19 protein-coding genes are annotated in these 25425 nt (G+C 69.9%); 10 read left to right on the forward strand and 9 right to left on the reverse strand.

Going from position 1 to position 25425, the window contains the following annotated elements; translation table 11 throughout:
* Nucleotides 1-40: 40 nt before the first annotated feature.
* The 3 genes from mtnB to ABZ896_RS27575 are packed head-to-tail and all read right to left on the reverse strand — an operon-like array spanning nucleotide 41 to nucleotide 1946.
* The gene (mtnB, locus tag ABZ896_RS27565) at nucleotides 41-649 is read right to left on the reverse strand and encodes a methylthioribulose 1-phosphate dehydratase (protein ID WP_360934597.1); all 609 of its coding nucleotides are present in this window, start codon (nucleotides 647-649) and stop codon (nucleotides 41-43) included.
* Nucleotides 646-1365: an acireductone synthase gene (gene mtnC / locus ABZ896_RS27570; RefSeq protein ID WP_360934600.1), complete on the reverse strand. Its 720-nt coding sequence runs from the start codon at nucleotides 1363-1365 to the stop codon at nucleotides 646-648. The genes mtnB and mtnC overlap by 4 nt, the downstream gene beginning before the upstream one ends.
* A complete protein-coding gene (locus tag ABZ896_RS27575; protein WP_360934603.1) occupies nucleotides 1362-1946 on the reverse strand; it encodes a cupin in 585 nt (194 codons plus the stop codon). Before ABZ896_RS27575 ends, mtnC begins: the two co-directional genes overlap by 4 nt.
* A gap of 506 nt (nucleotides 1947-2452) precedes the next feature.
* Between ABZ896_RS27575 and ABZ896_RS27580 the strand changes: the two genes are divergently transcribed.
* Genes ABZ896_RS27580 through mtnK form a run of 4 tightly spaced genes read left to right on the forward strand, consistent with a single transcriptional unit; the run spans nucleotide 2453 to nucleotide 7334 of the window.
* On the forward strand, nucleotides 2453-3550 hold the full coding sequence (locus ABZ896_RS27580; RefSeq protein ID WP_360934606.1) for a substrate-binding domain-containing protein: 1098 nt from the start codon (nucleotides 2453-2455) through the stop codon (nucleotides 3548-3550).
* On the forward strand, nucleotides 3537-5072 hold the full coding sequence (locus ABZ896_RS27585; protein ID WP_360934609.1) for a sugar ABC transporter ATP-binding protein: 1536 nt from the start codon (nucleotides 3537-3539) through the stop codon (nucleotides 5070-5072). Before ABZ896_RS27580 ends, ABZ896_RS27585 begins: the two co-directional genes overlap by 14 nt.
* A 42-nt stretch (nucleotides 5073-5114) precedes the next feature.
* Nucleotides 5115-6149 carry an ABC transporter permease gene (locus tag ABZ896_RS27590; RefSeq protein ID WP_360934612.1) on the forward strand — a complete coding sequence of 345 codons (1035 nt, stop codon included), beginning with the start codon at nucleotides 5115-5117 and terminating at the stop codon, nucleotides 6147-6149.
* Nucleotides 6150-6164: 15 nt separating this feature from the next.
* On the forward strand, nucleotides 6165-7334 hold the full coding sequence (gene mtnK, locus ABZ896_RS27595; protein ID WP_360934615.1) for an S-methyl-5-thioribose kinase: 1170 nt from the start codon (nucleotides 6165-6167) through the stop codon (nucleotides 7332-7334).
* Between the two features lie 57 nt (nucleotides 7335-7391).
* Here mtnK and ABZ896_RS27600 read toward each other — a convergent pair whose 3' ends face one another.
* From ABZ896_RS27600 to ABZ896_RS27615, 4 genes are all read right to left on the reverse strand, one after another.
* Nucleotides 7392-9008 (reverse strand): glycerol-3-phosphate dehydrogenase/oxidase, encoded by a 1617-nt coding sequence (locus tag ABZ896_RS27600; protein WP_360934618.1) that lies wholly within the window; start codon nucleotides 9006-9008, stop codon nucleotides 7392-7394.
* 73 nt (nucleotides 9009-9081) lie between these two features.
* Nucleotides 9082-10623 carry a glycerol kinase GlpK gene (gene glpK, locus ABZ896_RS27605; RefSeq protein WP_360934621.1) on the reverse strand — a complete coding sequence of 514 codons (1542 nt, stop codon included), beginning with the start codon at nucleotides 10621-10623 and terminating at the stop codon, nucleotides 9082-9084.
* 51 nt (nucleotides 10624-10674) lie between these two features.
* Nucleotides 10675-11475 carry an MIP/aquaporin family protein gene (locus ABZ896_RS27610; protein ID WP_360934624.1) on the reverse strand — a complete coding sequence of 267 codons (801 nt, stop codon included), beginning with the start codon at nucleotides 11473-11475 and terminating at the stop codon, nucleotides 10675-10677.
* Nucleotides 11476-11749: 274 nt separating this feature from the next.
* Nucleotides 11750-12514, reverse strand: coding sequence for an IclR family transcriptional regulator (locus ABZ896_RS27615; protein WP_360934627.1), 765 nt, complete (start codon nucleotides 12512-12514; stop codon nucleotides 11750-11752).
* Nucleotides 12515-12800: 286 nt separating this feature from the next.
* Between ABZ896_RS27615 and metH the strand changes: the two genes are divergently transcribed.
* The 4 genes from metH (at nucleotide 12801) to ABZ896_RS27635 (ending at nucleotide 20765) form a co-directional block, all read left to right on the forward strand.
* Nucleotides 12801-16316, forward strand: a complete 3516-nt coding sequence (metH, locus tag ABZ896_RS27620) for a methionine synthase (protein ID WP_360934630.1) — start codon at nucleotides 12801-12803, stop codon at nucleotides 16314-16316.
* A 119-nt stretch (nucleotides 16317-16435) separates the two neighbouring features.
* Complete coding sequence (locus ABZ896_RS27625) at nucleotides 16436-17134, forward strand: HAD family phosphatase (protein ID WP_360934633.1); 699 nt, start codon at nucleotides 16436-16438, stop codon at nucleotides 17132-17134.
* A 431-nt stretch (nucleotides 17135-17565) separates the two neighbouring features.
* Nucleotides 17566-19167, forward strand: a complete 1602-nt coding sequence (locus ABZ896_RS27630) for an ABC transporter substrate-binding protein (RefSeq protein WP_360934636.1) — start codon at nucleotides 17566-17568, stop codon at nucleotides 19165-19167.
* A gap of 14 nt (nucleotides 19168-19181) precedes the next feature.
* The gene (locus tag ABZ896_RS27635) at nucleotides 19182-20765 is read left to right on the forward strand and encodes an ABC transporter substrate-binding protein (protein WP_360934639.1); all 1584 of its coding nucleotides are present in this window, start codon (nucleotides 19182-19184) and stop codon (nucleotides 20763-20765) included.
* A gap of 73 nt (nucleotides 20766-20838) precedes the next feature.
* On the opposite strand, the gene ABZ896_RS27640 is transcribed toward ABZ896_RS27635, so the two are convergent.
* Both ABZ896_RS27640 and ABZ896_RS27645 read right to left on the reverse strand, forming a co-directional pair.
* Nucleotides 20839-21510 (reverse strand): response regulator transcription factor, encoded by a 672-nt coding sequence (locus tag ABZ896_RS27640; RefSeq protein ID WP_020141342.1) that lies wholly within the window; start codon nucleotides 21508-21510, stop codon nucleotides 20839-20841.
* 14 nt (nucleotides 21511-21524) lie between these two features.
* Nucleotides 21525-22421, reverse strand: a complete 897-nt coding sequence (locus ABZ896_RS27645; RefSeq protein WP_360934654.1) for a RecB family exonuclease — start codon at nucleotides 22419-22421, stop codon at nucleotides 21525-21527.
* Nucleotides 22422-22703: 282 nt separating this feature from the next.
* Here ABZ896_RS27645 and ABZ896_RS27650 point away from each other — a divergent pair, with 282 nt between their 5' ends.
* Together ABZ896_RS27650 and ABZ896_RS27655 are read left to right on the forward strand one after the other, a co-directional pair.
* A complete protein-coding gene (locus ABZ896_RS27650) occupies nucleotides 22704-24371 on the forward strand; it encodes a site-2 protease family protein (RefSeq protein ID WP_360934642.1) in 1668 nt (555 codons plus the stop codon).
* A 38-nt stretch (nucleotides 24372-24409) separates the two neighbouring features.
* Nucleotides 24410-25312, forward strand: coding sequence for a tRNA (adenine-N1)-methyltransferase (locus ABZ896_RS27655; RefSeq protein WP_360934645.1), 903 nt, complete (start codon nucleotides 24410-24412; stop codon nucleotides 25310-25312).
* Nucleotides 25313-25425: the final 113 nt, after the last annotated feature.

Genomic DNA, 25425 nt, shown 5'->3' on the forward strand with positions numbered 1-25425 from the left:
AAGGGGTCCCTTTCAACGCGTCAGCGCGGCGACAGATCCGTCAGCGCTGCGACAGCTCCAACTCCAGGAGCCACTCCACCACTTCGGTGTGGTGCCGGGCCTGCCGCGGATCGGCGCCCCACACGTACAGCCCGTGCCCGGCCACGACCACGGCCGGCATCCGGGGGTTCCGCGCCTCCTCCAGCCGGTCCCCCAGCACCTTCATGTCCTGGCTGTTGGCGATGACCGGCAGCGTCACCTCGACGTCGTGCGCGGGCTGGCCGACGCCCTTGAGCATCTCGATGTCCTTGAAGACGATCCCGCCCGGCTCCCGCTTGCCCATCGCCACCGAGGCGACGGTGTGCACGTGGACCACGGCACCGGCCCCGGTGAGCGCGGCCACCCGCGCGTGCAGCTCGGCCTCGGCGGACGGCTTGCCGCCCTGCACGGCCGCCCCCTGGCCGTCGACCAACACGACGTCCGCGGGCGTCAGTTCACCCTTGTCGTGCCCGCTCGCGGTGACGGCGAGCAGCAGCGGCTCACGCGAGAGGACGACGGAGAGGTTCCCGGAGGTCCCCCGCATCCAGCCGAAGGAGGCGAAACGGGCGGACTCGGCGGCCAGGACCGCCCCCGCCTCTTCCAGGTCGAGTGCGCTGACGTCGGCGGTCACGTGGTGCTCCTAGAAACGGTGATCTCGTCGAACGTCCCCGCCGCAGCGTGGTCGCCGACGCCTTGCTCGAAGTACGGCTCCCCTGGCCGCCGGATCCCGACCGCGTGCCAGCCGGCCGCGCGGGCCGCGTCCAGCTCGCCGGGCCGGTCCGAGAGGAACAGCAGACGGTCCGGCGCGATACCGGTCGCCGCGGCGATCCGGCGGTACGACTCCGGCTCCTGCTTGGGCCCGGCGTTCTCGGTGTCGTAGAGCCCGGAGACCAGTGAAGTCAGGTCGCCCTCCGGGCTGTTGGTGAACCACGCCCGCTGCGCGGCCACCGACCCGGACGAGTAGACGTACAGCCCGAGGCCCGCCGAGTGCCAGGCGCGCAACCGCGGTACGACGTCGTCGTAGAAGTGCGAGACGAGGTCGCCGCGCGCGAAGCCCTCGGACCAGATGATCCCCTGGAGGGTCTTCAGCGGGGTCGCCTTGCGGTCCTCGTCGAGCCATCCGTTCAGTGTCTTCTCGATGGCGGACGCGTCGGCGTCCGGGGCGCCGGTCTCCGCACGCACCTGCGCGATCGCGCGCGCCACCTCGGGCTCGTCGGCCCGCTCGGTGAGCAGCGCGGCGAAGCGCGAGCGCGAGTACGGGTACAGCACGTCGACGACGAACCCCGTGGCGCTCGTGGTGCCCTCGATGTCGAGCACCACGGCGTCGACCTCGTAGTACAGGCTCACGCGTGGTACCCGGCGGCGATGGTGTCGTAGTCCGGGAAGCGGGAGGCGATCGTGGAGCCGGTGAAGTTGCCGATCCAGCCGTCCTCCTCGTGGAAGAAGCGGATCGCGGTGAAGGACGGGTTGGTGCCCATGTCGAACCAGTGCGTGGTGCCGCGCGGCACGCCCAGCAGGTCGCCCTTCTCGCAGAAGACCGCGTGCACCTCGCCGTTCACGTGCAGATAGAAGATGCCCGAGCCGGAGACGAAGAAGCGGACCTCGTCATCGTCGTCGTGGGTGTGCTCCTGGAGGAACTTCTCGCGGGCCGCCTTGGCCTTCGCGGGGAACTCCGGGTCGTCGCTGGGGTGCAGACCGAGGACGTCGACGGTGGTGAAGCCCTCCTCGGCGTTCAGCTTCTCGATCTCCGGGCCATAGGCGGCGAAGACGGTCTCGCTGTCGGCGTCGAAGGGGACGTCCTCGCGGATCGGCCACTGCTCGTAGCGCACACCGAGCGGCTTGAGGGCCTCGGCGATCTCGGCGGGGTCGGAGGTGCGGCGGACCAGGGTCTCGGGGCCGGACTCGGACCAGGTCGTCAGCAGCGTCATGGGAACAACTCCAGGAGTCTGGAAGGAACGTCCGGATACCGAGACAAGCACCGGACGGGCGGGGAGGGAAGAAGGAGCGAGGCGGGGCGGTGCGTCAGCCGCGACACAGCGCGCCGGGACAGCGGCGTACGCGGGGCATACGCGTCGCTTTCGCGCCAGCTGTCGTCATGGGGGCCTCACTGTGCCGGGTCGGGTGCCGGTCTTGTGATGGTAACCGGCGTCGTGACCTGGGCCGGGTGTGACGTAGTCGTTGTCTCACCTGCTGAGAAAGCGGTTCCAAAACATTTGACGTGTGGCTGAAATCGTTCTCATGATCTGCGTATGAAGACGCTGCTTCTCGTGCGTCGGCTGTACGTGGACCTGCTCCGGACGACCACCGCCAGCTGTCGCTGACCCTCCCCGGAGCCCCCGCGCGCCCCGACCCTCCGACGTCGGTGGCGCCCTTCTTCTGCCCGCTCCGGGACACGCACCCCTCTGTCTTCTCTCTCCCGCACCTGGAGCCGTACATGTCCCGCACCCGTCTGCCCCTCGCCGCGCTGTCACTGGCGTCCGTCTCGGCCCTCGTGCTCTCCGGCTGCTCGCAGTCCACGGACGCCTCGAAGAACACCGGCGACACCGCCGCCTCCGCCTCGGCCGCCACCGGCAAGAAGCCCGCCCCCTTCAGCGCGGGCGCGGTCAAGGTGGCCCTGGTCCGCCAGAGCGGCGCCGGTGACTACTTCGAGCAGTGGGGCAACGGCGCCAAGGCCCAGGCCAAGGCCCTCGGCATCGACCTGACGGTGTACGACGCCCAGGCCGACAACGCCAAGCAGGCCACCGACCTGTCCTCGGCGATCAACTCCGGCGCCAAGGCGATCATCATCGACCACGGCTTCCCGGCGACGATCCAGCCGGAGATCGACCAGGCGGTGAAGAAGGGCATCAAGGTCGTCGTCTACGACGTCGAGACGTCCACCAAGGGTGTCGTCTCCACCGAGCAGGACGACGCCAGCATGGCGCAGGCCGTCCTCGACGTGATGGCCAAGGACCTCGGCAAGGACGCGAAGGTCGGCTACGTCAACGTCGCCGGCTACGCGGCCCTCGACAAGCGGAACACCGTGTGGGCGAAGGAACTCGCCGCGCAGGGCTGGAAGCAGCAGTTCAAGGTCGGCAAGGTCACCGACTCCACCGCCACCGACAACGTTCCCCTGGTCTCCGCCGCGCTCACCCAGCACTCCGACGTGACCGGCATCTTCGCCCCCTACGACGAGCTCGCCAAGGGCACGGTCCTCGCCGTCCAGAACAAGAAGCTCCAGGACAAGGTGAAGGTCTTCGGCGCGGACGTCTCCAACGCCGACATCCAGCAGATGACCGCCGCGGACAGCCCCTGGGTCGCCACGGCGGGCACCGACCCGTCCGCGGTCGGCGCGGCCGTCGTGCGGACGACCGCCCTGGAGCTGGCCGGTCAGCTGAACAAGACCTCCGTGGAGTTCCCGGCCGTCGCCATCACGCAGGACTTCCTGCGGGAGAAGAAGATCGAGAACATGGACCAGCTGCGGGCGGCGCTGCCCGCGCTGAACCTGTCGCAGGTGTCGACCGCGGACTGGATCACGAATGTCGCCCACTGACATCAGCCATGCAAAGGCAGCTGTCAGTCTCACCGACGTCAGCATGGCGTTCGGCGGCAAGACCGTGCTCGCCTCCGTGACCCTCGACATCGCGCCGGGCAGCGTGGTCGCGCTGCTCGGCGCGAACGGCGCCGGCAAGTCCACGCTGATCAAGATCCTGTCCGGCGTGCACACCGGTCACGGGGGGCAGGTGCGGGTCGCCGGGGAGCCCGCGGCTCTCCAGTCGCCGCTCGCCGCCCGCCAGTTGGGCATCCAGACCGTGCACCAGCGGATCGGCGAGGGCATCGTGCCGGGGCTCTCGGTCGCCGAGAACCTGGTCTTCGAGGAGCTGGCGCAGGCGCGCGGCAACCCGTTCCTGAACGGGCGCAGGGTCCTTGAACGCGCCCGCGAGATCCAGGCGGGCCTGGACCTCGGCTGGAGCGACGCCGTCCTCAAGCGGGATGTCACCGAACTCGGCATCTCCGACCGCCAGTTGCTGATCCTCGCCCGCGCCCTGGCCACCCGCCCGCGCCTGCTCATCCTCGACGAGCCGACCTCGGCCCTGTCCGCCGCCGAGGCCGAGCGTCTCTTCGCCCTCGTCGAGCGGATGCGCGACGAGGGCATCGCCGTCCTCTACGTCTCCCACCGCCTCGGCGAGATCGACGCGCTCTCCGACCGGCTGGTCGTCCTGCGGGACGGCCTGCTCACCGAGGACCAGGCCAAGCCCTTCGACTGGGACAGCGCGTTGCGCGCGATGCTGGCCCAGGCGCAGGAGGCCACCACGGCCCGGCCGGTCGCTCCCGGTGAGGGGACCGGTGAAGTGATCCTGTCGCTCAGGGGCGTACGGCTCTTCGAAGGCCGCGCCCCTCTCGACCTGGACCTGCGCACGGGCGAAGTCACGGGCGTCGTGGGCCTGTTGGGCGCCGGCAAGACCGAACTCGCCCGCGGCCTGTTCGGCGCGGAGCCCTTCGCGAGCGGTGCCGTCGAACTGGACGGCAGGCCGTACGCGCCGAAGCGGCCCTCCGACGCGATCCGCGGCGGCATCCACCTCGTCCCCGAGGACCGGCACGCCGACGCCCTCGTCCCCGGCTGGTCCCTCGCGCAGAACATCTCCCTGCCGTTCCTGAAGTCGCTGTCCCGGTTCGGGCTGGTCAACACGGCCAGGGAGGACGCGTTGGGCCGCGAGACCGTCGACGCCCTCGGTGTGGTCACCCGCGACGAGCACAGCGCCGTCGAGGAGCTGTCCGGCGGCAACCAGCAGAAGGTCGTCGTCGGGCGCTGGCTCGCCGAGACCCCTCGTGTCCTCATCCTGGACGAGCCGTTCCGGGGGGTGGACATCGGCGCCCGACGCGACATCGGCCGCCGGGCCCGCGCGCTGGCCGCCGAGGGCGCCGCCGTGCTCGTGCTGTCCGCCGACGTCGACGAGATCCTCGAGATCGCCGACCGGGTCGTCGTGCTCGCCGCGGGGGAGATCCACCTCGACGCGTACGGCGAGGACGCGGAGCGCGACCGCGTCATCCAGACCATCTCGGCGTCGGTGTGACGCCCACCGCCCGCCACAGCCGCCGCCGTTGAAGGAATCCCCATGACCACCACCCTCGAGAGCGCACCCGCGAAGGCACCGGCCCCGACGACCTCCGTACGCGTCCAGAACGCCGTCATCAAGTACGGCTTCATCTTCGTCACGGTCGCGCTCTTCCTGTACTTCGCGCTGAGCGAGGGCTCCTTCCGCGAGTCGGCGACCCTCCTCGACACCCTGCGCTACGTCTCCGTGGCCGCGATCCTGGGACTCGGCGTCACCCTCACCATGGCCGTGGGCGGGATGGACATGTCCGTCGGCGCTGTCGCGGGCCTCGGCGTCTCGGTCGCCGCCCAGACGATGGTCGTCCAGAACCAGGTCGGCGCGGTCGCGATCATCGCGGTCCTCGCGGCGGGCGCCCTCGCGGGCCTGCTCAACGCGCTGCTGATCGTCGTACTGAAGATCCCCGACATGCTCGCCACCCTCGGCACCATGTTCGTGATCCAGGGCGGCAAGCTCATCCTGGTGGACGGCCAGTCGATCACCCCGGGCATGACGCTGGACGACGGCTCGACCGCGCCCGGCAAGTTCACCGCCGGGTTCCTGAAGATCGACCGCGGCACCGTCCTCGGCATCCCCATCTCGGTCCTCATCTTCGGTGGACTGACCGTCGCCGCCTGGGTGTTCCTCGCCCGCACCCGCTGGGGCCGCGTCCTCTACGCGATCGGCGCCAACCCTGAGGCGTCGCGCCTGGCCGGCATCCGGGTCGGCGCGTACCGGGCGCTCGCCTACGTCCTCTCCGGCGTCCTCGCCTCCATCGGCGGCCTGATCCTGGCGTCCCGGATCGGCCAGGGCGACGTGAGTGCCGGAACCTCCCAGCTCCTGGAGGCGGTTGCCGTGGCCCTGGTCGGCACCTCGGTCCTGGGCCGGGGCCGTCCGAACGTCTGGGGCACGGCCCTCGGCGCGGTGCTGATCGGCATCATCACCACGGGCCTCACCATCAAGGGGCTGCCGTACTACACGCAGGACGTCGTCGAGGGCGCGGTCCTCATCCTCGCCCTGGTGTTCAGCTTCACGTTGTCCAAGCGCCGTATGGCATAAGGGAGTTCTTCGAGCATGGGTTACCGCATCCTGGAGACCGACGACATCCCGGCGTACCTGCGTGAGCGCGGCCACTGGGAGGACCTGGACGACATCGAGGTCCGGGAGGTCTCGGACGGCAACGTCAACCGGGTCTTCCTCGCCTCGAACGCCGCCGGCACCCGCAGCCTCGCCCTCAAGCAGGCGCTGCCGTGGGTGCGGGTCGCCGGTCCCTCCTGGCCGCTGAGCCCGGACCGCGCGAACGCCGAGGCCCGCGCGTACGAGCAGCTGGCGAAGGTCGCGCCCGACGAGATCCCGGCGATCCACGGCTACGACCCCGAGAACTACGCCCTCGTCATGGAGGACCTCTCCGACCTGGAGGTCCTGCGCACGCTCCTCAACGACGGCGCGTCCTACGGCCCCCACACCTCACCGCAGATCGGCCGCCTGGTGGCCCGACTGGCCTTCTCCACCAGCGACTTCGGCATGTCCTCCGCCGAACGCAAGGCGCTGATCGCGGCCTCGGTCAACCCGGAGCTGTGCAAGATCACCGAGGACGTGGTCCTGTCCGAGCCGTACATCGAGCACGAACACAACCACTGGCACGAGGGGTTGGACGATCTGGCGCGGGAGTTCCGCGCCGACACCCGTCTCCGCACGGAGGTGGCCGACCTCCGCCACACCTTCATGACCAGCGCCCAGTCCCTCCTCCACGGCGACCTGCACTCCGGCAGCGTCATGGTCGGCACCCGCGAAGGCGCCCCCGTGGTCCGGGTCTTCGACCCCGAGTTCTCCTTCGTGGGCCCGATCGGCTTCGACCTCGGCCTGTACTGGGCCAACGCGCTGGTCTCGGAGGAACGAGCCCGCACCCTGGGCCGCTTGACGGACCACGCGGACCAACTCCGCCTGTCCTGGGAGGCGTTCGAGTCGGAGTTCCGGTCGCTGTGGCCCACGAGGGTGGACACCTTCTTCGACGACGCCTACTTGGACCGCTTCCTGCGTACGGTCTGGACGGAGTCCCTGGGCTTCGCGGGCACGGAGATCATCCGCCGAATCATCGGCTACGCCCACCTGGCAGACCTGACCACACTCCCGGACCCGGTGGAGGCATCCCGCAGGGCACTGCTGGTCGGCCGCGAACTGATCGTGCGCCGAGAGGAGTTGAGGAACGATGACGCTGTAAGGGCGGTAGTGCAACCCACTTAGGGGCGCGGGGAACTGCGCGACCAGCCCCCACGCCCCTTCAGGCGACAATCAACCTGCTTACTTCTTGTCGAGTAGGTCCTGGACCTTCGAGCGGACCTCGTCCGTGGCCAGACCCCGAATCGTCAGCGTCGTACGCCGCCGCAGAACGTCATCCTGCGTCTCGGCCCACTCGTTGTCCCGTGCATAGACAACCTGCGCCCAGATCTCCGGCGCGTCGGGGTGCACCCGCTCACCCAACTCCGGGTTCTCATTGGCCAGTCGAGCGATGTCGAAGGCCAACGACCCGTAGTGCGTGGCAAGGTGCTTCGCCGTGTCGGCGGCCACGCGCGGACCAGGCGCCGGGTTGTCCACCAGCAACCGGTGCGCGACGGCGCGCGGGTTCGCAACCCCCGGCAGCGGCAGCTTCTTCGGCAGGGAGGAGATCGGCTCGAAGTCGTCGCCCAGCGGAGCGCCCGGCAACGCCTCCAGCTTCTGCATCACCGTACGGCCGATGTGCCGGAACGTCGTCCACTTGCCGCCCGCGACGGACAGCATCCCGCCCCGGCCCTCGGTGACCACGGTCTCGCGCTTGGCCTTGGCCGTGTCACCGGGCCCGCCCGGCAGCACCCGCAGCCCCGCGAAGGCGTACGTGATCAGGTCGCGCGACAGCTGCTGGTCGCGGACCGAGAACGCGGCCTCGTCCAGGATCTGCGCTATGTCCTTCTCGGTGACCGAGACGTCCGCCGGGTCGCCCTCGAACTCCTCGTCCGTGGTGCCGAGGAGCAGCATGTCCTCCCACGGCAGCGCGAAGGTGATCCGGTACTTGTCGATCGGCGTGGCCAGCGCGGCCTTCCAAGGCGAGGTCCGCTTGAGGACCAGGTGCGCACCCTTGGACAGCCGGATGGACGGCGCCGCGTTCGGATCCTCCATCTTGCGCAGGTGGTCGACCCACGGCCCGGTCGCGTTGAGCACCAGGCGCGCGTTGACGCCGAACTCGTCGCCGGACGTGCGGTCGCGCAGGTCGGCGCCGGTCACCCGCCCCTTGGTGAACCGCAGCCCGGTCACCTCGGCGTGGTTCAGGACCACCGCACCCGCCTCGACGGCCGCGCGGACCGTCATCAGCGCCATGCGGGCGTCGTTCATCTGGTCGTCGCCGTAGACGGCCACGGCCTTGAGGTTCTCGGTACGCAGCTCGGGCACGTCCTGCGCCGCCTTCGCGGGGGACAGGAGGTGACCCACGCCGTCACCGAAAGCCGACAGCGCGGAGTAGGCGAAGACGCCCGCCCCGAGCTTCGCCGCGCCGTGCGGCCCGCCCTTGTACACGGGGAGGTAGAACGTGAGCGGGTTCGCCAGGTGGGGGGCCACCTGGCGGGAGACCGCACGGCGCTCGAAGTGGTTCTCCGCCACCAGCTTCACCGCGCCGGTCTGCAGATAGCGCAGACCGCCGTGGAGCAGCTTGGAGGAGGCGGAGGAGGTGGCGCCGGCGAAGTCGCCGGCGTCGACCAGTGCCACCCTGAGCCCGGACTGCGCGGCGTGCCAGGCGGTGGAGATGCCCAGGATGCCGCCGCCGATCACGAGAAGGTCGTACGACGCCTTGGAGAGCTGCTCCCGGGTCTCGGCTCGGCTCGGGTTCGAGCCGGAGGCCGGGCGCGTACCGAGGGCAGGCACGGACTGCAGGGTGGACTGACTGGTCATGTGGGGTTCTTACTCCTCATCAGAGCTCCGTCGGAGCTCGCTCAGAGCCTGTCGAGCCTTCGAGTGGCTCTCGTCAGCTCTCTTCGTCCTCGAGCCAGCCCATCGTCCGCTCGACGGCCTTGAGCCAGCTCTTGTACTCACGGTCGCGGGCGTCCGCGTCCATGCGGGGGGTCCACTCGGCGGCCCGCCGCCAGTTGGCGCGCAGGTCGTCGGTGCTGGTCCAGAAGCCGACGGCGAGACCGGCGGCGTAGGCGGCACCGAGGCAGGTCGTCTCGGCGACCATCGGACGGACCACGGGGGCGTCCAGGAAGTCCGAGAGGGTCTGCATCAGCAGGTTGTTGGAGGTCATGCCGCCGTCGACCTTGAGGGCCGCGAGCTCGACGCCCGAGTCCTTGGTCATGGCGTCCGTGATCTCACGGGTCTGCCAGGCGGTGGCCTCCAGGACGGCGCGGGCGAGGTGCGCCTTGGTGACGTACCGGGTCAGACCGGCGATCACACCGCGGGCGTCGGAGCGCCAGTACGGGGCGAACAGACCGGAGAAGGCCGGCACGAAGTACGCGCCGCCGTTGTCCTCGACCGAGAGCGCGAGCGTCTCGATCTCGGCGGCGGTGGAGATCAGGCCCATCTGGTCGCGCATCCACTGCACCAGCGAACCGGTGACGGCGATGGAGCCCTCGAGGGCGTAGACCGGCTTGTCGTCACCGATGCGGTAGCCGACGGTGGTGAGCAGACCGGAGTACGAGTTGATGATCTTCTCGCCGGTGTTCATCAGCATGAACGTGCCGGTGCCGTACGTCGACTTCGCCTCGCCCTCGGCGAAACAGGTCTGGCCGAACAGGGCCGCCTGCTGGTCGCCGAGCGCCGAGGCGACCGGGATGCCGCCGAGCAGTTCGCCCAGCTTGCCGCCGGTGACCTCGCCGTAGACCTCGGCGGAGGAGCGGATCTCCGGGAGCATCGACAGCGGCACGCCGATGGACTCGGCGATCTTCTCGTCCCACTCCAGGGTGTGGAGGTTCATCAGCATGGTGCGGGAGGCGTTGGTGACGTCGGTGTAGTGCTTGCCGCCGTTGACACCGCCCGTCAGGTTCCAGATGACCCAGGTGTCCATGGTGCCGAAGAGGATGTTCCCGGCCTCGGCGCGCTCGCGCAGGCCCTCGACGTTGTCGAGCAGCCAGCGGGCCTTCGGGCCGGCGAAGTACGAGGCGAGGGGAAGACCCGTCTCGCGGCGGAAGCGGTCCTGGCCGACGTTGCGGCCGAGCTCCTTGCAGAGCGCGTCGGTGCGGGTGTCCTGCCAGACGATGGCGTTGTGGACGGGCTCACCGGTGTTCTTGTCCCACAGCAGCGTGGTCTCACGCTGGTTGGTGATACCGATGGCCTTGATGTCGTCACGGGTGATGCCGGCCTTCTGGATGGCCCCGGCGACGACTTCCTGGACGTTGGTCCAGATCTCGTTGGCGTTGTGCTCGACCCAGCCCGGCTTCGGGAAGATCTGCTCGTGCTCCTTCTGGTCGACCGAGACGATACGGCCGTCCTTGTCGAAGACGATGCAGCGGCTGGAGGTGGTGCCCTGGTCGATCGCGGCGATGAACGGGCCGGCGGTGTGGGCGTCGGTCACTGTGTGCTCCTGGGGTTCCGAGGGTTGAGGGGACGTTCTACTACCGGTGCTTTAAGCAAAAGCGACGTTGTAGATGCCTGCGGCGATCGCGCCGCCGATCAGCGGACCGACGATCGGAACCCAGGCGTAGCCCCAGTCGGAGCCGCCCTTGTTGGGCAGGGGCAGAAGAGCGTGCACGATGCGCGGACCGAGGTCACGGGCCGGGTTGATCGCGTAACCGGTCGGGCCACCGAGGGACAGACCGATGGAGACCACGACGAGCGCGGTGATCAGGGCGCCCAGGGTGCCGAGACCCTTGCCGTCGCCGTTTAGGCCCTGCGTGAGCACGGCGAGCACCAGCACGATCGTGCCGATGACCTCCGTGGCGACGTTCTGCCAGGCGACCCGGACCTCGGGGCCGGTCGAGAAGATGCCCAGGACCGGGCCCGCGCCCTTCTCCTGCGCCTCGACGGCCTTGGCGGCGGTGGCCTGTGCACCCGGGGCCCCGACGATCTCCTTGTCGGTGAGGTGCGCGTGGAACTGGCCGTAGTAGGCGACCCAGACCAGAGCGGCACCGATCATGGCGCCGAGGAGCTGCCCGCCCCAGTAGATCGGGACGTCACTCCAGGAGATGCCGTCCTTCTTGAGCGCGAGCGCCAGAGTCACGGCCGGGTTGAGGTGGGCGCCGGAGAGCGGCGCCGAGGTGTAGACGGCCGTCAGAACGGCGAAACCCCACCCGAAGGTGATGGCGAGCCAGCCGGCGTTACGGGCCTTGGAGGCCTTCAGCGTGACAGCGGCGCACACGCCACCGCCGAGCAGGATGAGTATGGCGGTACCGATGGTCTCGCCGATGAAGATGTCGGAGCTGGACACCCGCGACTCCTTTGTCCTTCGTCCAGGGGGAGAGCTGCCGGCCCTTGGCGTTGTCACACTCTAACGCCTATTGCCGGTCGGTGTTCGACAATGTCGACCGATGGACGGGAGTCTTGCTCCGGCGTTACGTGCACGTCAAGAGTTCTGTTGTCGAAAACACGATCGTTTTTGGCAGCTGTGAGTAAACGATCTTGATCTGGTGATTTGTGCCGTTGTGTCAGGGTACGACTGAGCGCCGGAACGTCGCTCGACGCACCGGCGCTTCTTACGGTCCTCAGAACCGCCCGGCGCCCAGGTCGCGGGAGACCGCGCGGGCGCAGTCCCGCACCGCCGCGATCAGCTCCGGACGCAGCTCACCGTCCCTGCACAGCCGCTCCACGGCGCCCGTGATGTCCACCGCGCCCACCGGCATCCGCCGCCGGTCGTGGATGGGCGCGGCGATGGACGCGACGCCCTCCCAGGTCTCCTCCACGTCCGCCGCGTACCCGCGCGCGCGGGTGATGTCGAGGATCTCCTCGAAGTCCTCCAGGTCGCACACGGTCCGGTCGGTGAACGGCTTGCGGTCGGCCTCCAGGGCCTCGCTGTGCGCGACCGGGTCGTAGGCCGAGAGCACCTTGCCGAGGGCCGTGGAGTGCAGGGGCTGCATGGCCCCGATCTCCAGGACCTGCCGGCTGTCGTCGGGCCGGAAGACGTGGTGCACGATCAGGACGCCCTGCTGGTGCAGGACGCCCAGATGCACGCTCTCGCCGCTGGAGCGCGCCAGGTCGTCGGTCCACACCAGCGCACGCGCGCGCAGTTCGTGGACGTCGAGATAGGTCGTGCCCAGGCGCAGCAGCTCCGCGCCCAGCTGATACCGCCCGGAGACGTCGTCCTGCTCCACGAACCCCTCCTGCTGGAGGGTGCGCAGGATGCCGTGCGCGGTGCCCTTGGCGAGGCCCAGGGACGAGGCGATGTCCGACAGGCCGAGTCTCCGCTCGCCGCCCGCGAGGAGCCGCAGCATCGCGGCCGCCCGTTCGAGCGACTGGATGTTCCGTGCCATCGCCGTCCTGCCTCCGTCCCCATCGACAGCCGATTGTTACGGCGTCGCTGCCACTGTTCGGCAATGTCGAACACTACCGGTCCATGCCGACCTCCCGCTAATGGTTGGCCCGCAACTGTTGCATCAACGGCATTCCGCCGGTGGCCCGCCCGCCATCCTGGTCCGTCCCGTGGACTCTCCGACCAACCGGTGCCGGTCCCGGCTACCCTGGCGGCGTGCGCCCTCGGTGGGAAGACCTGGGGGAGCCGCAAAAGCCGACAGCCGTCGCACCCGAGGGAGCCCTTTCATGGCCTCGTTGCCACCGTCCCCTTCCGCCGACAGCCGGACCCGTGTGTCCGCGCTCCGTGAGGCACTCGCCACCCGTGTGGTGGTCGCCGACGGGGCGATGGGCACGATGCTGCAAGCGCAGGAACCCACCCTCGAGGACTTTCAGAACCTTGAGGGCTGCAACGAAATTCTGAACGTCACCCGCCCGGACATCGTCCGCTCCGTCCACGAGGCGTACTTCGACGCGGGCGTGGACTGCGTCGAGACGAACACCTTCGGCGCCAACCACGCCGCGGCCGCCGAGTACGACATCGCCGACCGGGTGTACGAACTGTCCGAGGCGGGCGCCCGTATCGCCAGAGAGACCGCCGACGCCTTCGGCGCCCGGGACGGCCGCCAGCGCTGGGTCCTTGGCTCCATCGGCCCGGGCACCAAGCTGCCCACGCTCGGCCACATCGGCTACGGCGTCATCCGCGACGCCTTCCAGCAGAACGCCGAGGGCCTGATCGCGGGCGGCGCCGACGCGCTGATCGTCGAGACCACCCAGGACCTGCTCCAGACCAAGGCCGCCGTGATCGGCGCCCAGCGGGCCCGGGAGATCGCCGGCCTCGACCTCCCGATCATCGTCTCGGTCACCGTCGAGACCACCGGCACCATGCTGCTCGGCTCCGAGATCGGCGCCGCGCTCACCGCGCTGGAGCCGCTCGGCATCGACATGATCGGCATGAACTGCGCCACCGGCCCCGCCGAGATGAGCGAGCACCTGCGCTACCTCTCCCGGCACTCCCGGATCCCGCTGTCCTGCATGCCCAACGCGGGCCTGCCGGTCCTCGGCAAGGACGGCGCCACCTACCCGCTCACCGCGCCCGAACTGGCCGACGCCCACGAGACCTTCGTACGCGACTACGGCCTCTCCCTGGTCGGCGGCTGCTGCGGCACCACCCCCGAGCACCTGCGGCAGCTGGTCCAGCGGGTCCAGGGCGTCACCCCGACCGCCCGCGAGCCGCGCCCCGAGCCCGGCGCCGCCTCCCTCTACCAGACCGTCCCCTTCCGCCAGGACACCTCCTACCTGGCCATCGGCGAGCGCACCAACGCCAACGGTTCGAAGAAGTTCCGCGAGGCGATGCTGGACGCCCGCTGGGACGACTGCGTGGAGATGGCGCGCGAGCAGATCCGCGAGGGCGCCCACATGCTGGACCTCTGCGTGGACTACGTCGGCCGGGACGGCGTCGCCGACATGGAGGAGCTGGCGGGCCGCTTCGCCACCGCCTCCACGCTGCCGATCGTCCTCGACTCCACCGAAGTCCCGGTCATCCGGGCCGGGTTGGAGAAGCTCGGCGGCCGCGCGGTCATCAACTCCGTCAACTACGAGGACGGCGACGGCCCGGAGTCCCGCTTCGCGAAGGTCACCAAGCTCGCCCAGGAGCACGGCGCCGCGCTCATCGCGCTGACCATCGACGAGGAGGGCCAGGCCCGCACCCCCGAGAAGAAGGTCGAGATCGCCGAGCGGCTGATCGACGACCTGACCGGCAACTGGGGCATCCACGAGTCGGACATCCTCATCGACACCCTGACCTTCACCATCTGCACCGGTCAGGAGGAGTCCCGCAAGGACGGCATCGCGACGATCGAGGCGATCCGCGAGCTCAAGCGCCGCCACCCGGACGTCCAGACCACGCTGGGCCTCTCCAATATCTCCTTCGGCCTCAACCCGGCCGCCCGCATCCTGCTCAACTCCGTCTTCCTCGACGAATGCGTCAAGGCGGGCCTGGACTCGGCGATCGTCCACGCGTCGAAGATCCTGCCGATCGCCCGCTTCAGCGAGGAGGAGGTCCAGACGGCCCTCGACCTCGTCTACGACCGTCGCGCCGAGGGCTACGACCCGCTCCAGAAACTGATGGCCCTGTTCGAGGGCGCCACCGCCAAGTCCCTCAAGGCCGGCAAGGCCGAGGAGCTGGCCGCCCTTCCGCTGGAGGAGCGCCTCAAGCGCCGCATCATCGACGGCGAGAAGAACGGCCTGGAGGCCGACCTGGCCGCGGCCCTCCAGGACCGCCCCGCCCTCGACATCGTCAACGACACCCTCCTGGACGGCATGAAGGTCGTCGGCGAGCTCTTCGGCTCCGGCCAGATGCAGCTGCCGTTCGTCCTGCAGTCCGCCGAGGTCATGAAGTCCGCCGTGGCCTACCTCGAACCGCACATGGAGAAGACCGACGCCGACGGAAAGGGCACCATCGTCCTCGCCACCGTCCGCGGCGACGTCCACGACATCGGCAAGAACCTCGTCGACATCATCCTGTCCAACAACGGCTACAACGTGGTCAACCTCGGCATCAAGCAGCCGGTCTCCGCGATCCTGGACGCCGCCGCCGAGCACCGCGCCGACGTCATCGGCATGTCAGGGCTGCTCGTCAAGTCCACGGTGATCATGAAGGAGAACCTGGAGGAGCTCAACCAGCGCGGCCTCGCCGCCGACTTCCCGGTCATCCTCGGCGGAGCCGCACTGACCCGGGCGTACGTCGAACAGGACCTGCACGAGATCTACGAGGGCGAAGTCCGTTACGCCCGCGACGCGTTCGAGGGACTACGCCTCATGGACGCCCTCATCGGCGTCAAGCGGGGCGTGCCCGGCGCGAAGCTGCCCGAGCTCAAGCAGCGCCGGGTGCGCGCCGGCGCCGTAGAGATCGAGGAGGAGCGGCCCGAAGAGGGGCATGTCCGCTCCGACGTCTCCGTCGACAACCCCGTGCCCGCGCCGCCGTTCTGGGACACCCGGGTCATCAAGGGCATCCAGCTCAAGGAGTACGCCTCCTGGCTGGACGAGGGCGCGCTGTTCAAGGGGCAGTGGGGGCTCAAGCAGGCCCGCACCGGCGAGGGGCCGACGTACGAGGAACTCGTCGAGACCGAGGGACGGCCGCGGCTGCGCGGGCTGCTCGACCGGCTCCAGACCGAGAACCTCCTCGAAGCGGCCGTCGTCTACGGCTACTTCCCGTGCGTGTCCAAGGACGACGACCTGATCATCCTGGACGAGCAGGGCAACGAGCGCACCCGCTTCACCTTCCCGCGCCAGCGCCGCGGCCGCCGGCTCTGTCTGGCCGACTTCTTCCGGCCCGAGGAGTCGGGGGAGACGGACGTCGTCGGGCTCCAGGTCGTCACCGTCGGCTCGCGCATCGGCGAGGAGACGGCCCGGATGTTCGAGGCGAACTCCTACCGTGACTACCTCGAACTGCACGGCCTGTCCGTCCAGTTGGCCGAGGCACTCGCCGAGTACTGGCACGCGCGCGTGCGTTCGGAACTCGGCTTCGCCGGTGAGGACCCCAGCGACGTGGAGGACATGTTCGCCCTGAAGTACCGGGGCGCCCGCTTCTCCCTCGGCTACGGCGCCTGCCCGAACCTGGAGGACCGCGCGAAGATCGCCGAGCTGCTCCAGCCGGAGCGCATCGGCGTCCACCTCTCGGAGGAGTTCCAGCTCCACCCCGAGCAGTCCACGGACGCGATCGTGATCCACCACCCGGAGGCGAAGTACTTCAACGCCCGCTGAGACCCCGAGATCTCTCTCACCGAGCACACTGATCGGATAAGTCGTACACTGGTCGGTCCACTCAGGCCGGTTCCCTTCGTGGGGAACCGGCCTGCTCGTCCCTTCAAGGAGGTACGTGGATGACCAGCACGGTCCCCGCGCCCATGACCCGTACGGCCGACGGCTCCGCCCTCCAGGCCGTCCTCCTCGACATGGACGGCACCCTGGTGGACACCGAGGGCTTCTGGTGGGACGTCGAGGTCGAGATCTTCGCCCGCCTCGGCCACACCCTCGACGACTCCTGGCGGCACGTCGTGGTCGGCGGCCCCATGACCCGCAGCGCCGGCTTCCTGATCGAGGCCACCGGCGCCGACATCACCCTCGCCGAACTCACCGTCCTGCTCAACGACGGCTTCGAGGACCGCATCGGCCGCGCCCTGCCCCTGATGCCCGGCGCCGCCCGGCTGCTGGCCGAGCTGTCGGCGCACGACATCCCCACGGCCCTGGTCTCCGCCTCGCACCGGCGCATCATCGACCGGGTCCTCACCTCGCTCGGCCCCGAGCACTTCGCCCTCAGCGTCGCCGGCGACGAGGTGCCGCGCACGAAGCCGCACCCCGAGCCGTATCTCTTCGCCGCCGCCGGGCTCGGCGTGGATCCGGCCAGGTGCGCGGTGGTCGAGGACACCGCGACCGGCGTCGCCGCGGCCGAGGCGGCCGGCTGCCAGGTCGTCGCCGTGCCCTCCGTCGCCCCCATCGCCCCGGCCCCCGGACGCACCGTGGTCGGCTCCCTGGAAGAGGTCGACCTGACATTTCTGCGCGGCCTGATGATCGTCCGATGACGGAAATGCGCCGGGTGTTCACCCAGCGTGCAGAGCCGATAGCGCGGTAATTCCCCAGACGCCTGTCCAGGAATTCACAACGCGCCGGATGGCTGAATTCCGGTGCGCGCGAGCCCTGTTGCGGATGTGACGTTCCCCACCCGACAGGAACTCGACAGGTGGCCGATACTGTGCAGAGCCCCCGCCTCCGGGGCTCTGAAGCACGCCCATGTGTCCCGATTGATGGAGCCCTGCACCAATCATTCCAGTGGCGCGTTTTCGGTCCGTCCGCGCCCGGTTCCGCTGTGTGATGGCGTCCCAACTCCGGTCCCTGCGAACCCTCGTGCAGGTGCGGACTAATCTCCTGGGGACAACCTCGCCCTAACCCCGTGATCCGCCACACCACCCATGCATGTCGGGTACACGGATGACAGCTCTGGAGAAACTCGAGCATGAACCGCAAGACTTTGGTGCTGCCGGCCGTCATAGGTCTGCTCGCGCCGGTGCTCGCCGCCTGCGGCACCGACAGCGGCAGCGGCTCGGGCGATGCGATCGTCGTCGGCACCACGGACCGGTTCACCGCGACGAAGAGCGCCCCCGCTCCCGTCGACCCCGCCTACGCCTACGACGTCGGCACCTGGAACGTCCTGCGCCAGACCGTGCAGACCCTGATGATCCAGCCCAAGGGCGACGGAGAGCCGGTGCCCGAGGCCGCCCAGTCGTGCGGCTTCAGCGACAGCGGCAACGAACGCTACGTCTGCACTCTGCGCGAAGGCCTGAAGTTCGCCAACGGCGACGCCATCACCGCGCAGGACGTGAAGTACTCCATCGACCGCGCCCGCGCCATCAAGGCGGACTCCGGCGTCTTCGCCCTGCTCTCCACCGTCGACACCGTCGAGACCAAGGGCGATCGCGAGGTCATCTTCCACCTCAAGACCGCCGACGCCACCTTCCCGTACAAGCTGTCGACCCCGGTCGCCGGCATCGTCAACCCCGACGACTACGCGAAGGACAAGCTCCGCGACGGCTTCGAGATCGACGGCTCCGGGCCGTACACGATGAAGGCCGACGTCAAGAACGACGAGATGGTCGACGCCGTGTTCACCAAGAACCCCCACTACGAGGGGACGCTCAAGGTGAACAACGACAAGGTCGAACTGCGTTCCTTCACCGACGCCGACGACATGGGCGAAGCCCTCCAGAAGAACGACATCCAGCTGATGACCCGCACGATGTCGCCCGCGCAGATCCAGAAGCTGTCCGACGACTCCGGCGGGGACATCGATGTCGTCGAGATGGCCGGCCTGGAGATCCGCTACCTCGGCTTCAACACCGACGCCCCGAGCGTGAAGTCCCGCGCGGTGCGCCAGGCGATGGCCCAGCTCATCGACCGCAACCAGCTCGTCTCCAAGGTCTACGGCACCCAGGCCGAGCCGCTCTACTCCCTGGTCCCGGCCAGCATCACCGGCCACTCCAACGCCTTCTTCAACAAGTACGGCGACCCCAGCGTCACCAAGGCCAAGGAACTGCTGACCCAGGCCGGCGTCTCCACCCCGGTGAAGCTGACCCTCCACTACACGACCGACCACTACGGTCCGGCCACCAAGGAGGAGTTCGAGGACCTGAAGAAGCAGCTCGACGACAGCGGCCTCTTCCAGGTCGGCATCGAGGGCACCCCCTGGACGACCTTCCGCGAGGCCGAACAGAAGGGCAAGTACGACGTCTACGGCATGGGCTGGTTCCCGGACTTCCCCGACGCCGACAACTACCTCGCGCCCTTCCTCGACAAGGACAACACCCTCGGCTCGCCTTACAACAACGGCGAGATCCGCAACACGCTGATCCCCGACTCGCGCCGCGAGGCCGACCGTATCGCAGCGGCCGGCAGCCTCAACGAGATCCAGGACATCGTCGCCCGGGACGTGCCGATCCTGCCGCTGTGGCAGGGCAACCAGTACGTCGCCGCGCGCGACTCCATCACGGGCACCGCCTACGCCCTCAACTCCTCCTCGACGCTCCAGCTGTGGGAACTCGGCCGCGGCGCGAGCGGCTGAAAAGGTCTTCGCACGTGATCAAGCGCAACCAGTGGCCGGTCCTGCCCCTCGTGGCGGGGCTGGCCTCCGGCCTGCTGACCGGCTGCGGCACGGGTTCCGGCGGCTCCGGCGGCAGCGGTTCCGCCGTCGTCATGGGGATGTCCGACGACGTCCTCGCCACGGACCCCGCCGCCGGCTACGACCCCGGCTCCTGGCTGCTGTTCAACAACGTCTTCCAGTCGCTGCTCGGCTTTCCCAAGGGCGGCACCGAGCCGGAGCCCGACGCCGCCGAGAGCTGCGAGTTCACCGACACCGGGACCCGCGTCTACGAGTGCACCCTCAAGGACGGCCTCGAGTTCAGCAACGGCGACCCGCTCACCTCGAAGGACGTCAAGTTCTCCTTCGACCGCATGCTGAAGATCGACGACGACGCCGGTCCCGCGATCATGTTCCCGATGCTGGACAAGGTCGAGACCCCCGACGAGAAGACCGTCGTCTTCCGGCTCAACACGGCCGACGCCACCTTCCCCAGCAAGGTCGCCTCCGGCGCCGGCTCCATCGTCGACCACCGGCAGTACGACGCGGACGGACTGCGCGAGGACGGCGAGGCGGTCGGCTCCGGCCCCTACACGCTCGACTCGTTCGGCGACGACCAGGCCGTGTTCTCCGTCAACGAGAACTACAACGGCGGCGTCGGCGACGTGCAGAACTCCGGCGTGACGCTGAAGTTCTTCCACGGCGACCAGTCCGCCCTGAAGAAGGCCCTGACCGCCGAGGAGATCGACATCGCCTACCGCGGTCTGACCGCGGGCGACATCGCCGACATCGAGAACGCCTCGCCCGACTCCGGCATCGAGGTCGTCGAGGGCAGCAGCGCCGAGGTCCAGCACCTCGTCTTCAACATGGACGACCCGGTCACCGGCAAGCGGGGCGTCCGCAGGGCGATGGCCCACCTGCTCGACCGCGACGCCCTCATCAAGGACGTCTACCAGGGCACCGCCACCCCGCTGTACTCGATCGTCCCGGCCGGCATCGCGGGCCACAACACCGCCTTCTTCGACACCTACGGCGCCCGCCCCTCCCAGGAGAAGGCCGCCGCCGCGCTCGCCGACGACGGCATCACCGGCAAGGTCAAGCTCACCCTGTGGTCCACCCCGTCCCGCTACGGCCCGGCCACCGACCAGGAACTCAAGGCGATCGCCCAGCAGCTGAACGCCAGCGGCCTGTTCGACGCCGACGTGAAGTCCGTGGCCTTCGACCAGTACGAGAAGGACATCGCGGCCGGAAAGTACGGCGTCTACGTCAAGGGCTGGGTGCCGGACTACCCGGACGCCGACAATTTCACCGCGCCCTTCTTCGGCAAGGGCAACGTCCTCGACAACAACTACAGCAACGACGAGATCACCGGCACGCTCATCCCCGAGACCGCCGCCCAGGCCGACCGCGCCGCCACCGACGACCATTTCGGCGAACTCCAGGACATCGTCGCCGACGAGGTCCCCGTCCTCCCGGTCTGGCAGGCCAAGCAGTACGCCGTCGTCCGCGACGACGTCTACGGCCTGGAGTACTGCCTCGACGCGTCCACCGTGTTCCGGTTCTGGGAACTCAGCAAGGGCTGAGCCGACCGCCGCACACACGAAGAGGGCGCCCCCTGTCAGGAAGGGGGCGCCCTCTTCGGCACTGGTCCGCCGGTCACTGCGCGCCGGGGCGCACCAGACCGCTCTCGTACGCGTACACCGCGGCCTGCACCCGGTCGCGCAGCCCCAGCTTCGTCAGGACGTGCCCGACATGCGTCTTCACGGTGGTCTCGCTGACGAACAGGTCGGCGGCGATCTCCGCGTTGGACAGCCCGCGCGCCACCAGCTTCAGCACCTCGACCTCGCGGTCGGTGAGCGTGTGCAGGGTGTCCGGCACCGGCTCGTCGCCGGAGGGGAGGTGGGTGGCGTACTTGTCGAGCAGCCGCCGGGTGATGCTCGGCGCCAGCATCGCCTCGCCCGCGGCCACCACCCGGATCGCCTGCACGAGTTCGTTGGCCGGGGCGTCCTTGAGCAGGAACCCGCTGGCCCCGGCCCGCAGCGCCTCCACCACGTACTCGTCGAGATCGAACGTGGTCAGCACCAGCACCTTCGCCGGACCGTCCCGCCCGGGGCCGGTGATCTGGCGGGTCGCCTCCACACCGTCCATCCGCGGCATACGGATGTCCATCAGGACCACGTCGGGCTGGAGCGCCCGCACCTGGTCGAGGGCCTGGAGGCCGTCGCCGGCCTCGCCCACGACCGCGATGTCCTGCTCGGCCTCCAGAATCATCCGGAACCCGGTACGCAGCAGCGGCTGGTCGTCGACCAGTAGGACGCGGATGGCCACGTAAGTCTCCTTCGCTAGTCCGGCCCCATTCTGCCCTGCTCGACGGGCGCGGACTTCACCGGCAGCGGGTAGGGCGGGGGAGTGCCGCCGAACTCCGGGCAGTGCTGCTGGTGATCGCACCAGCCGCACAGCTTGGTGGGGCGCGGCCGCCAGTCGCCGCTCTCGGTCGCCTCCCGGATCGCCTCCCACAGCGCCAGCAGCTTGCGCTCCACCCGCTCCAGGTCGGCGAGGACGGGGTCGTAGGTCAGGACGTCACCGCTGCCGAGGTACACCAGCTGGAGCCGCCGCGGGACGACCTGCTTCAGCCGCCACACCACCAGCGCGTAGAACTTCATCTGGAACAGCGCGCCCTCGGCATACTCCGGCCGGGGCGCCTTGCCCGTCTTGTAGTCGACGATCCGCACCTCGCCGGTCGGCGCCACGTCCACCCGGTCGATGATCCCGCGCAGCCTCAGCCCCGAGTCCAGCTCCGCCTCGACGAACATCTCCCGCTCGGCGGGCTCCAGCCGGGTCGGGTCCTCCAGCGTGAACCACCGCTCGACCAGCTGCTCCGCCTCACCGAGCCAGCGCGCCAGCCGCTCGCCGTCCGGGTCGTCGGCGAACAGCTCCCCGACCTCGGGACGGCTCTCCCTGAGCCGGTCCCACTGGCCCGGGATCAGCGACTTGGCCCGCGGCTCGGTCCGCTCGCCGGCCGGGGCGTCGAAGAGCCGCTCCAGCACGGAGTGCACGAGGGTGCCGCGCGTCGCCGCCTCGCTCGGCTTCTCCGGCAGCCGGTCGATCACCCGGAACCGGTACAGCAGCGGGCACTGCATGAAGTCGCCGGCGCGGGAGGGGGAGAGGGAGGCGGGGGGTATGGCGGCGGGGCGGGGCGTCGGCGGACGGTCCGCGGCGACGTCCGTGCTGTCGGGCATGGTTGTCGCCGTCGCTTCCGTGGGGGCGGGGTCCGGCGTGACCGGTGACCCCGGTGTCCGGTGGGTCTCGCCCGCGGTCCCCGCCGCGCCCTCCGTGCTCGTCTCCATGCCCCAGACCTTACGGCCCGCCACTGACAGTGACCCAGCCGCGGCGGTGACCGCTGTGACACCTGAGGAAACACAGGGGGTGCCGGGGCGGAACGCGGCGCGACCGCCGCATACCATCGACCCGAGACCCTTCCGCACGGCAGGCGCGGAAGACGCTTCGAACGAGGGGACATCGTGGACGAGAGCGGCGGGAGCGGGCAGCCGCGGTCCGGCACGGACAGGTCGACCAAGCCCCACGCAGGGCCTCCGGCCGACCCCCACGACAGCGGACCCCGCACCGGGACCGACGGCACGGACGGGACCGAGCGGCCGGTTGCCCAGACCTCGGACGACACCGCTGCCGACCGGCACGTCGACGAGCCCACGCCGAACCCCGGCCCCACGACTGAGCCCACGGAGGCCGGGGAACCGACCCCGGACGCCGAGAGCGGCAGCGCCCCCGCCGAGCCTGCGGCGTCCGAAAGCGCCTCCCACGGTCCGGCAGCCCCCGACAGCACTCCGTCCGGCCAGGAAGCGTCCGCCGACGCCCCCGCCGAGCCGGTCGACGAGCGCGCCACCGAGTCCTCCAGCCCACCGGCCGGCGCCGACCACCCCCACGCCTTCGGCAGTCACCAGGACCCGCACACCGCCGAAGGCCACCGCACCCTCGCGCACTCCGGTGGCTCCAAGACCCCGCCGCCCCACCGCCCCGAGCCGCGCGGCGGACTGCTGATGGGGCGGCCCTTCGGCGTGCCCGTGTACGTCGCGCCCAGCTGGTTCCTCGTCGCCATCCTCATCACCTGGGTGTTCGGCGGACAGCTGGACCGCGTCCTGCCCGAACTCGGCGCCGCCCGCTACCTCGTCTCCCTCTTCTTCGCGGTCGCCTTCTACGCCTCCGTGCTCGTGCACGAACTCGCCCACACCGTCGCCGCCCTCCGCTTCAAGCTCCCGGTCCGCCGCATCCAGCTCCAGTTCTTCGGCGGCGTCTCCGAGATCGAGAAGGAGGCCGAGACCCCCGGCCGGGAGTTCGTCCTGGCCTTCGTCGGCCCGCTGCTCTCCCTGGTCCTCGCGGGCATCTTCTACGTCGCGATGCAGCCCGTGGAACCCGGCACGGTCCCCGGCGTCCTGCTCGCCGGCCTGATGATCTCCAACCTCATCGTGGCCGCCTTCAACCTCCTGCCCGGCCTGCCCCTCGACGGCGGCCGCATGCTCCGCGCGGTCGTCTGGAAGATCACCGGCAAGCCCATGACGGGCACCATCGCCGCCGCCTGGGTCGGCCGCGCCCTCGCCGTCTCCGTCCTCATCGGCCTCCCGCTGCTCACGCAGTCCGGCGCGCTCGGCGCCACCGCCGAGGACAACGTCGGCATGGACACCGTCATGGACGCCCTGCTGGCCGCGATCCTCGCCGCGATCATCTGGACCGGCGCCGGCAACAGCCTGCGCATGGCCCGGCTGCGCGAACACCTCCCCGAACTGCGCGCCCGCACCCTCACCCGCCGCGCGGTCCCCGTCGAGACCGACACGCCCCTCTCCGAGGCCCTGCGCCGCGCCAACGCGGCCGGCGCCCGCGCCCTGGTCGTCGTCGACGCCGAGGGCGCCCCGCTCTCCCTCGTCCGCGAGGCGGCGATCGTCGGCGTACCGGAACACCGCCGCCCCTGGGTCGCCGTCAGCGGCCTCGCGCAGGACCTCACCGACGGCATGCGCGTCTCCGCGGAACTGGCGGGCGAGGACCTCCTGGACGCCCTGCGGGCCGCTCCGGCCACCGAGTACCTCGTGGTCGAGGAGACCGGCGAGATCTACGGCGTCCTGTCGGCGGCGGACGTCGAGCGGGCCTTCGTGAAGGCCATGGCCAGACCGTCCTAGTGGTCGGCGGCCCCTCCCGGGACCGGTAGGCTGTTCACATGTCCGAACCGACCGGTGCCGCCCGCAGGCGCGGGCCCTTCAAGGTCGGGGACCAGGTTCAGCTGACCGACCCCAAGGGCCGCCACTACACGTTCACGCTCGAAGAGGGAAAGAACTTCCACACCCACAAGGGTTCCTTCCCGCACGACGAGCTGATCGGCGCACCCGAGGGCAGCGTTGTCCGCACCACCGGTAACGTCGCCTACCTCGCGCTGCGCCCCCTGCTCCCCGACTACGTCCTGTCCATGCCCCGCGGCGCCGCCGTGGTCTACCCGAAGGACGCGGGGCAGATCCTCGCCTTCGCCGACATCTTCCCCGGCGCCCGCGTCGTGGAGGCAGGCGTCGGCTCCGGCTCGCTCAGCAGCTTCCTGCTGCGCGCCATCGGCGACCAGGGCATGCTGCACAGCTACGAGCGCCGCGAGGACTTCGCCGAGATCGCCCAGCAGAACGTGGAGCGGTACTTCGGCGGCCCGCACCCCGCCTGGCAGCTCACCGTCGGCGACCTCCAGGACAACCTGTCCGACACCGACGTCGACCGCGTCATCCTCGACATGCTCGCCCCCTGGGAGTGCCTGGAGGCCGTCTCCAAGGCGCTCGTCCCCGGCGGCATCGTCTGCTGCTACGTGGCCACCACCACCCAGCTCGCCCGGACCGTCGAGTCCATCCGCGAGATCGGCTGCTTCAACGAGCCGAGCGCCTGGGAGTCGATGATCCGCAACTGGCACATCGAGGGCCTCGCCGTCCGCCCCGACCACCGCATGATCGGTCACACCGGCTTCCTGCTGACCGCCCGCCGCCTCGCCGACGGCGTCGAGCCGCCCATGCGCCGCCGCCGCCCCGCCAAGGGCGCCTACGGCGAGGACTACGCCGGCCCCAACGCCGACGGCGGCTCCGGCCGCTAGAGCGGCCCTGTGCCGCGTACAACGTGCGACCGCCGGGGTGGAGTTCCCGCAGATCACCGGGGAAACCAACCCCCCCCCCGGGGGGTGTGTAGGGGGCAGCTGGGGCCGGACGA

The sequence above is a fragment of the Streptomyces sp. NPDC047072 genome (assembly GCF_040643855.1).
Taxonomy (GTDB): Bacteria; Actinomycetota; Actinomycetes; order Streptomycetales; family Streptomycetaceae; genus Streptomyces.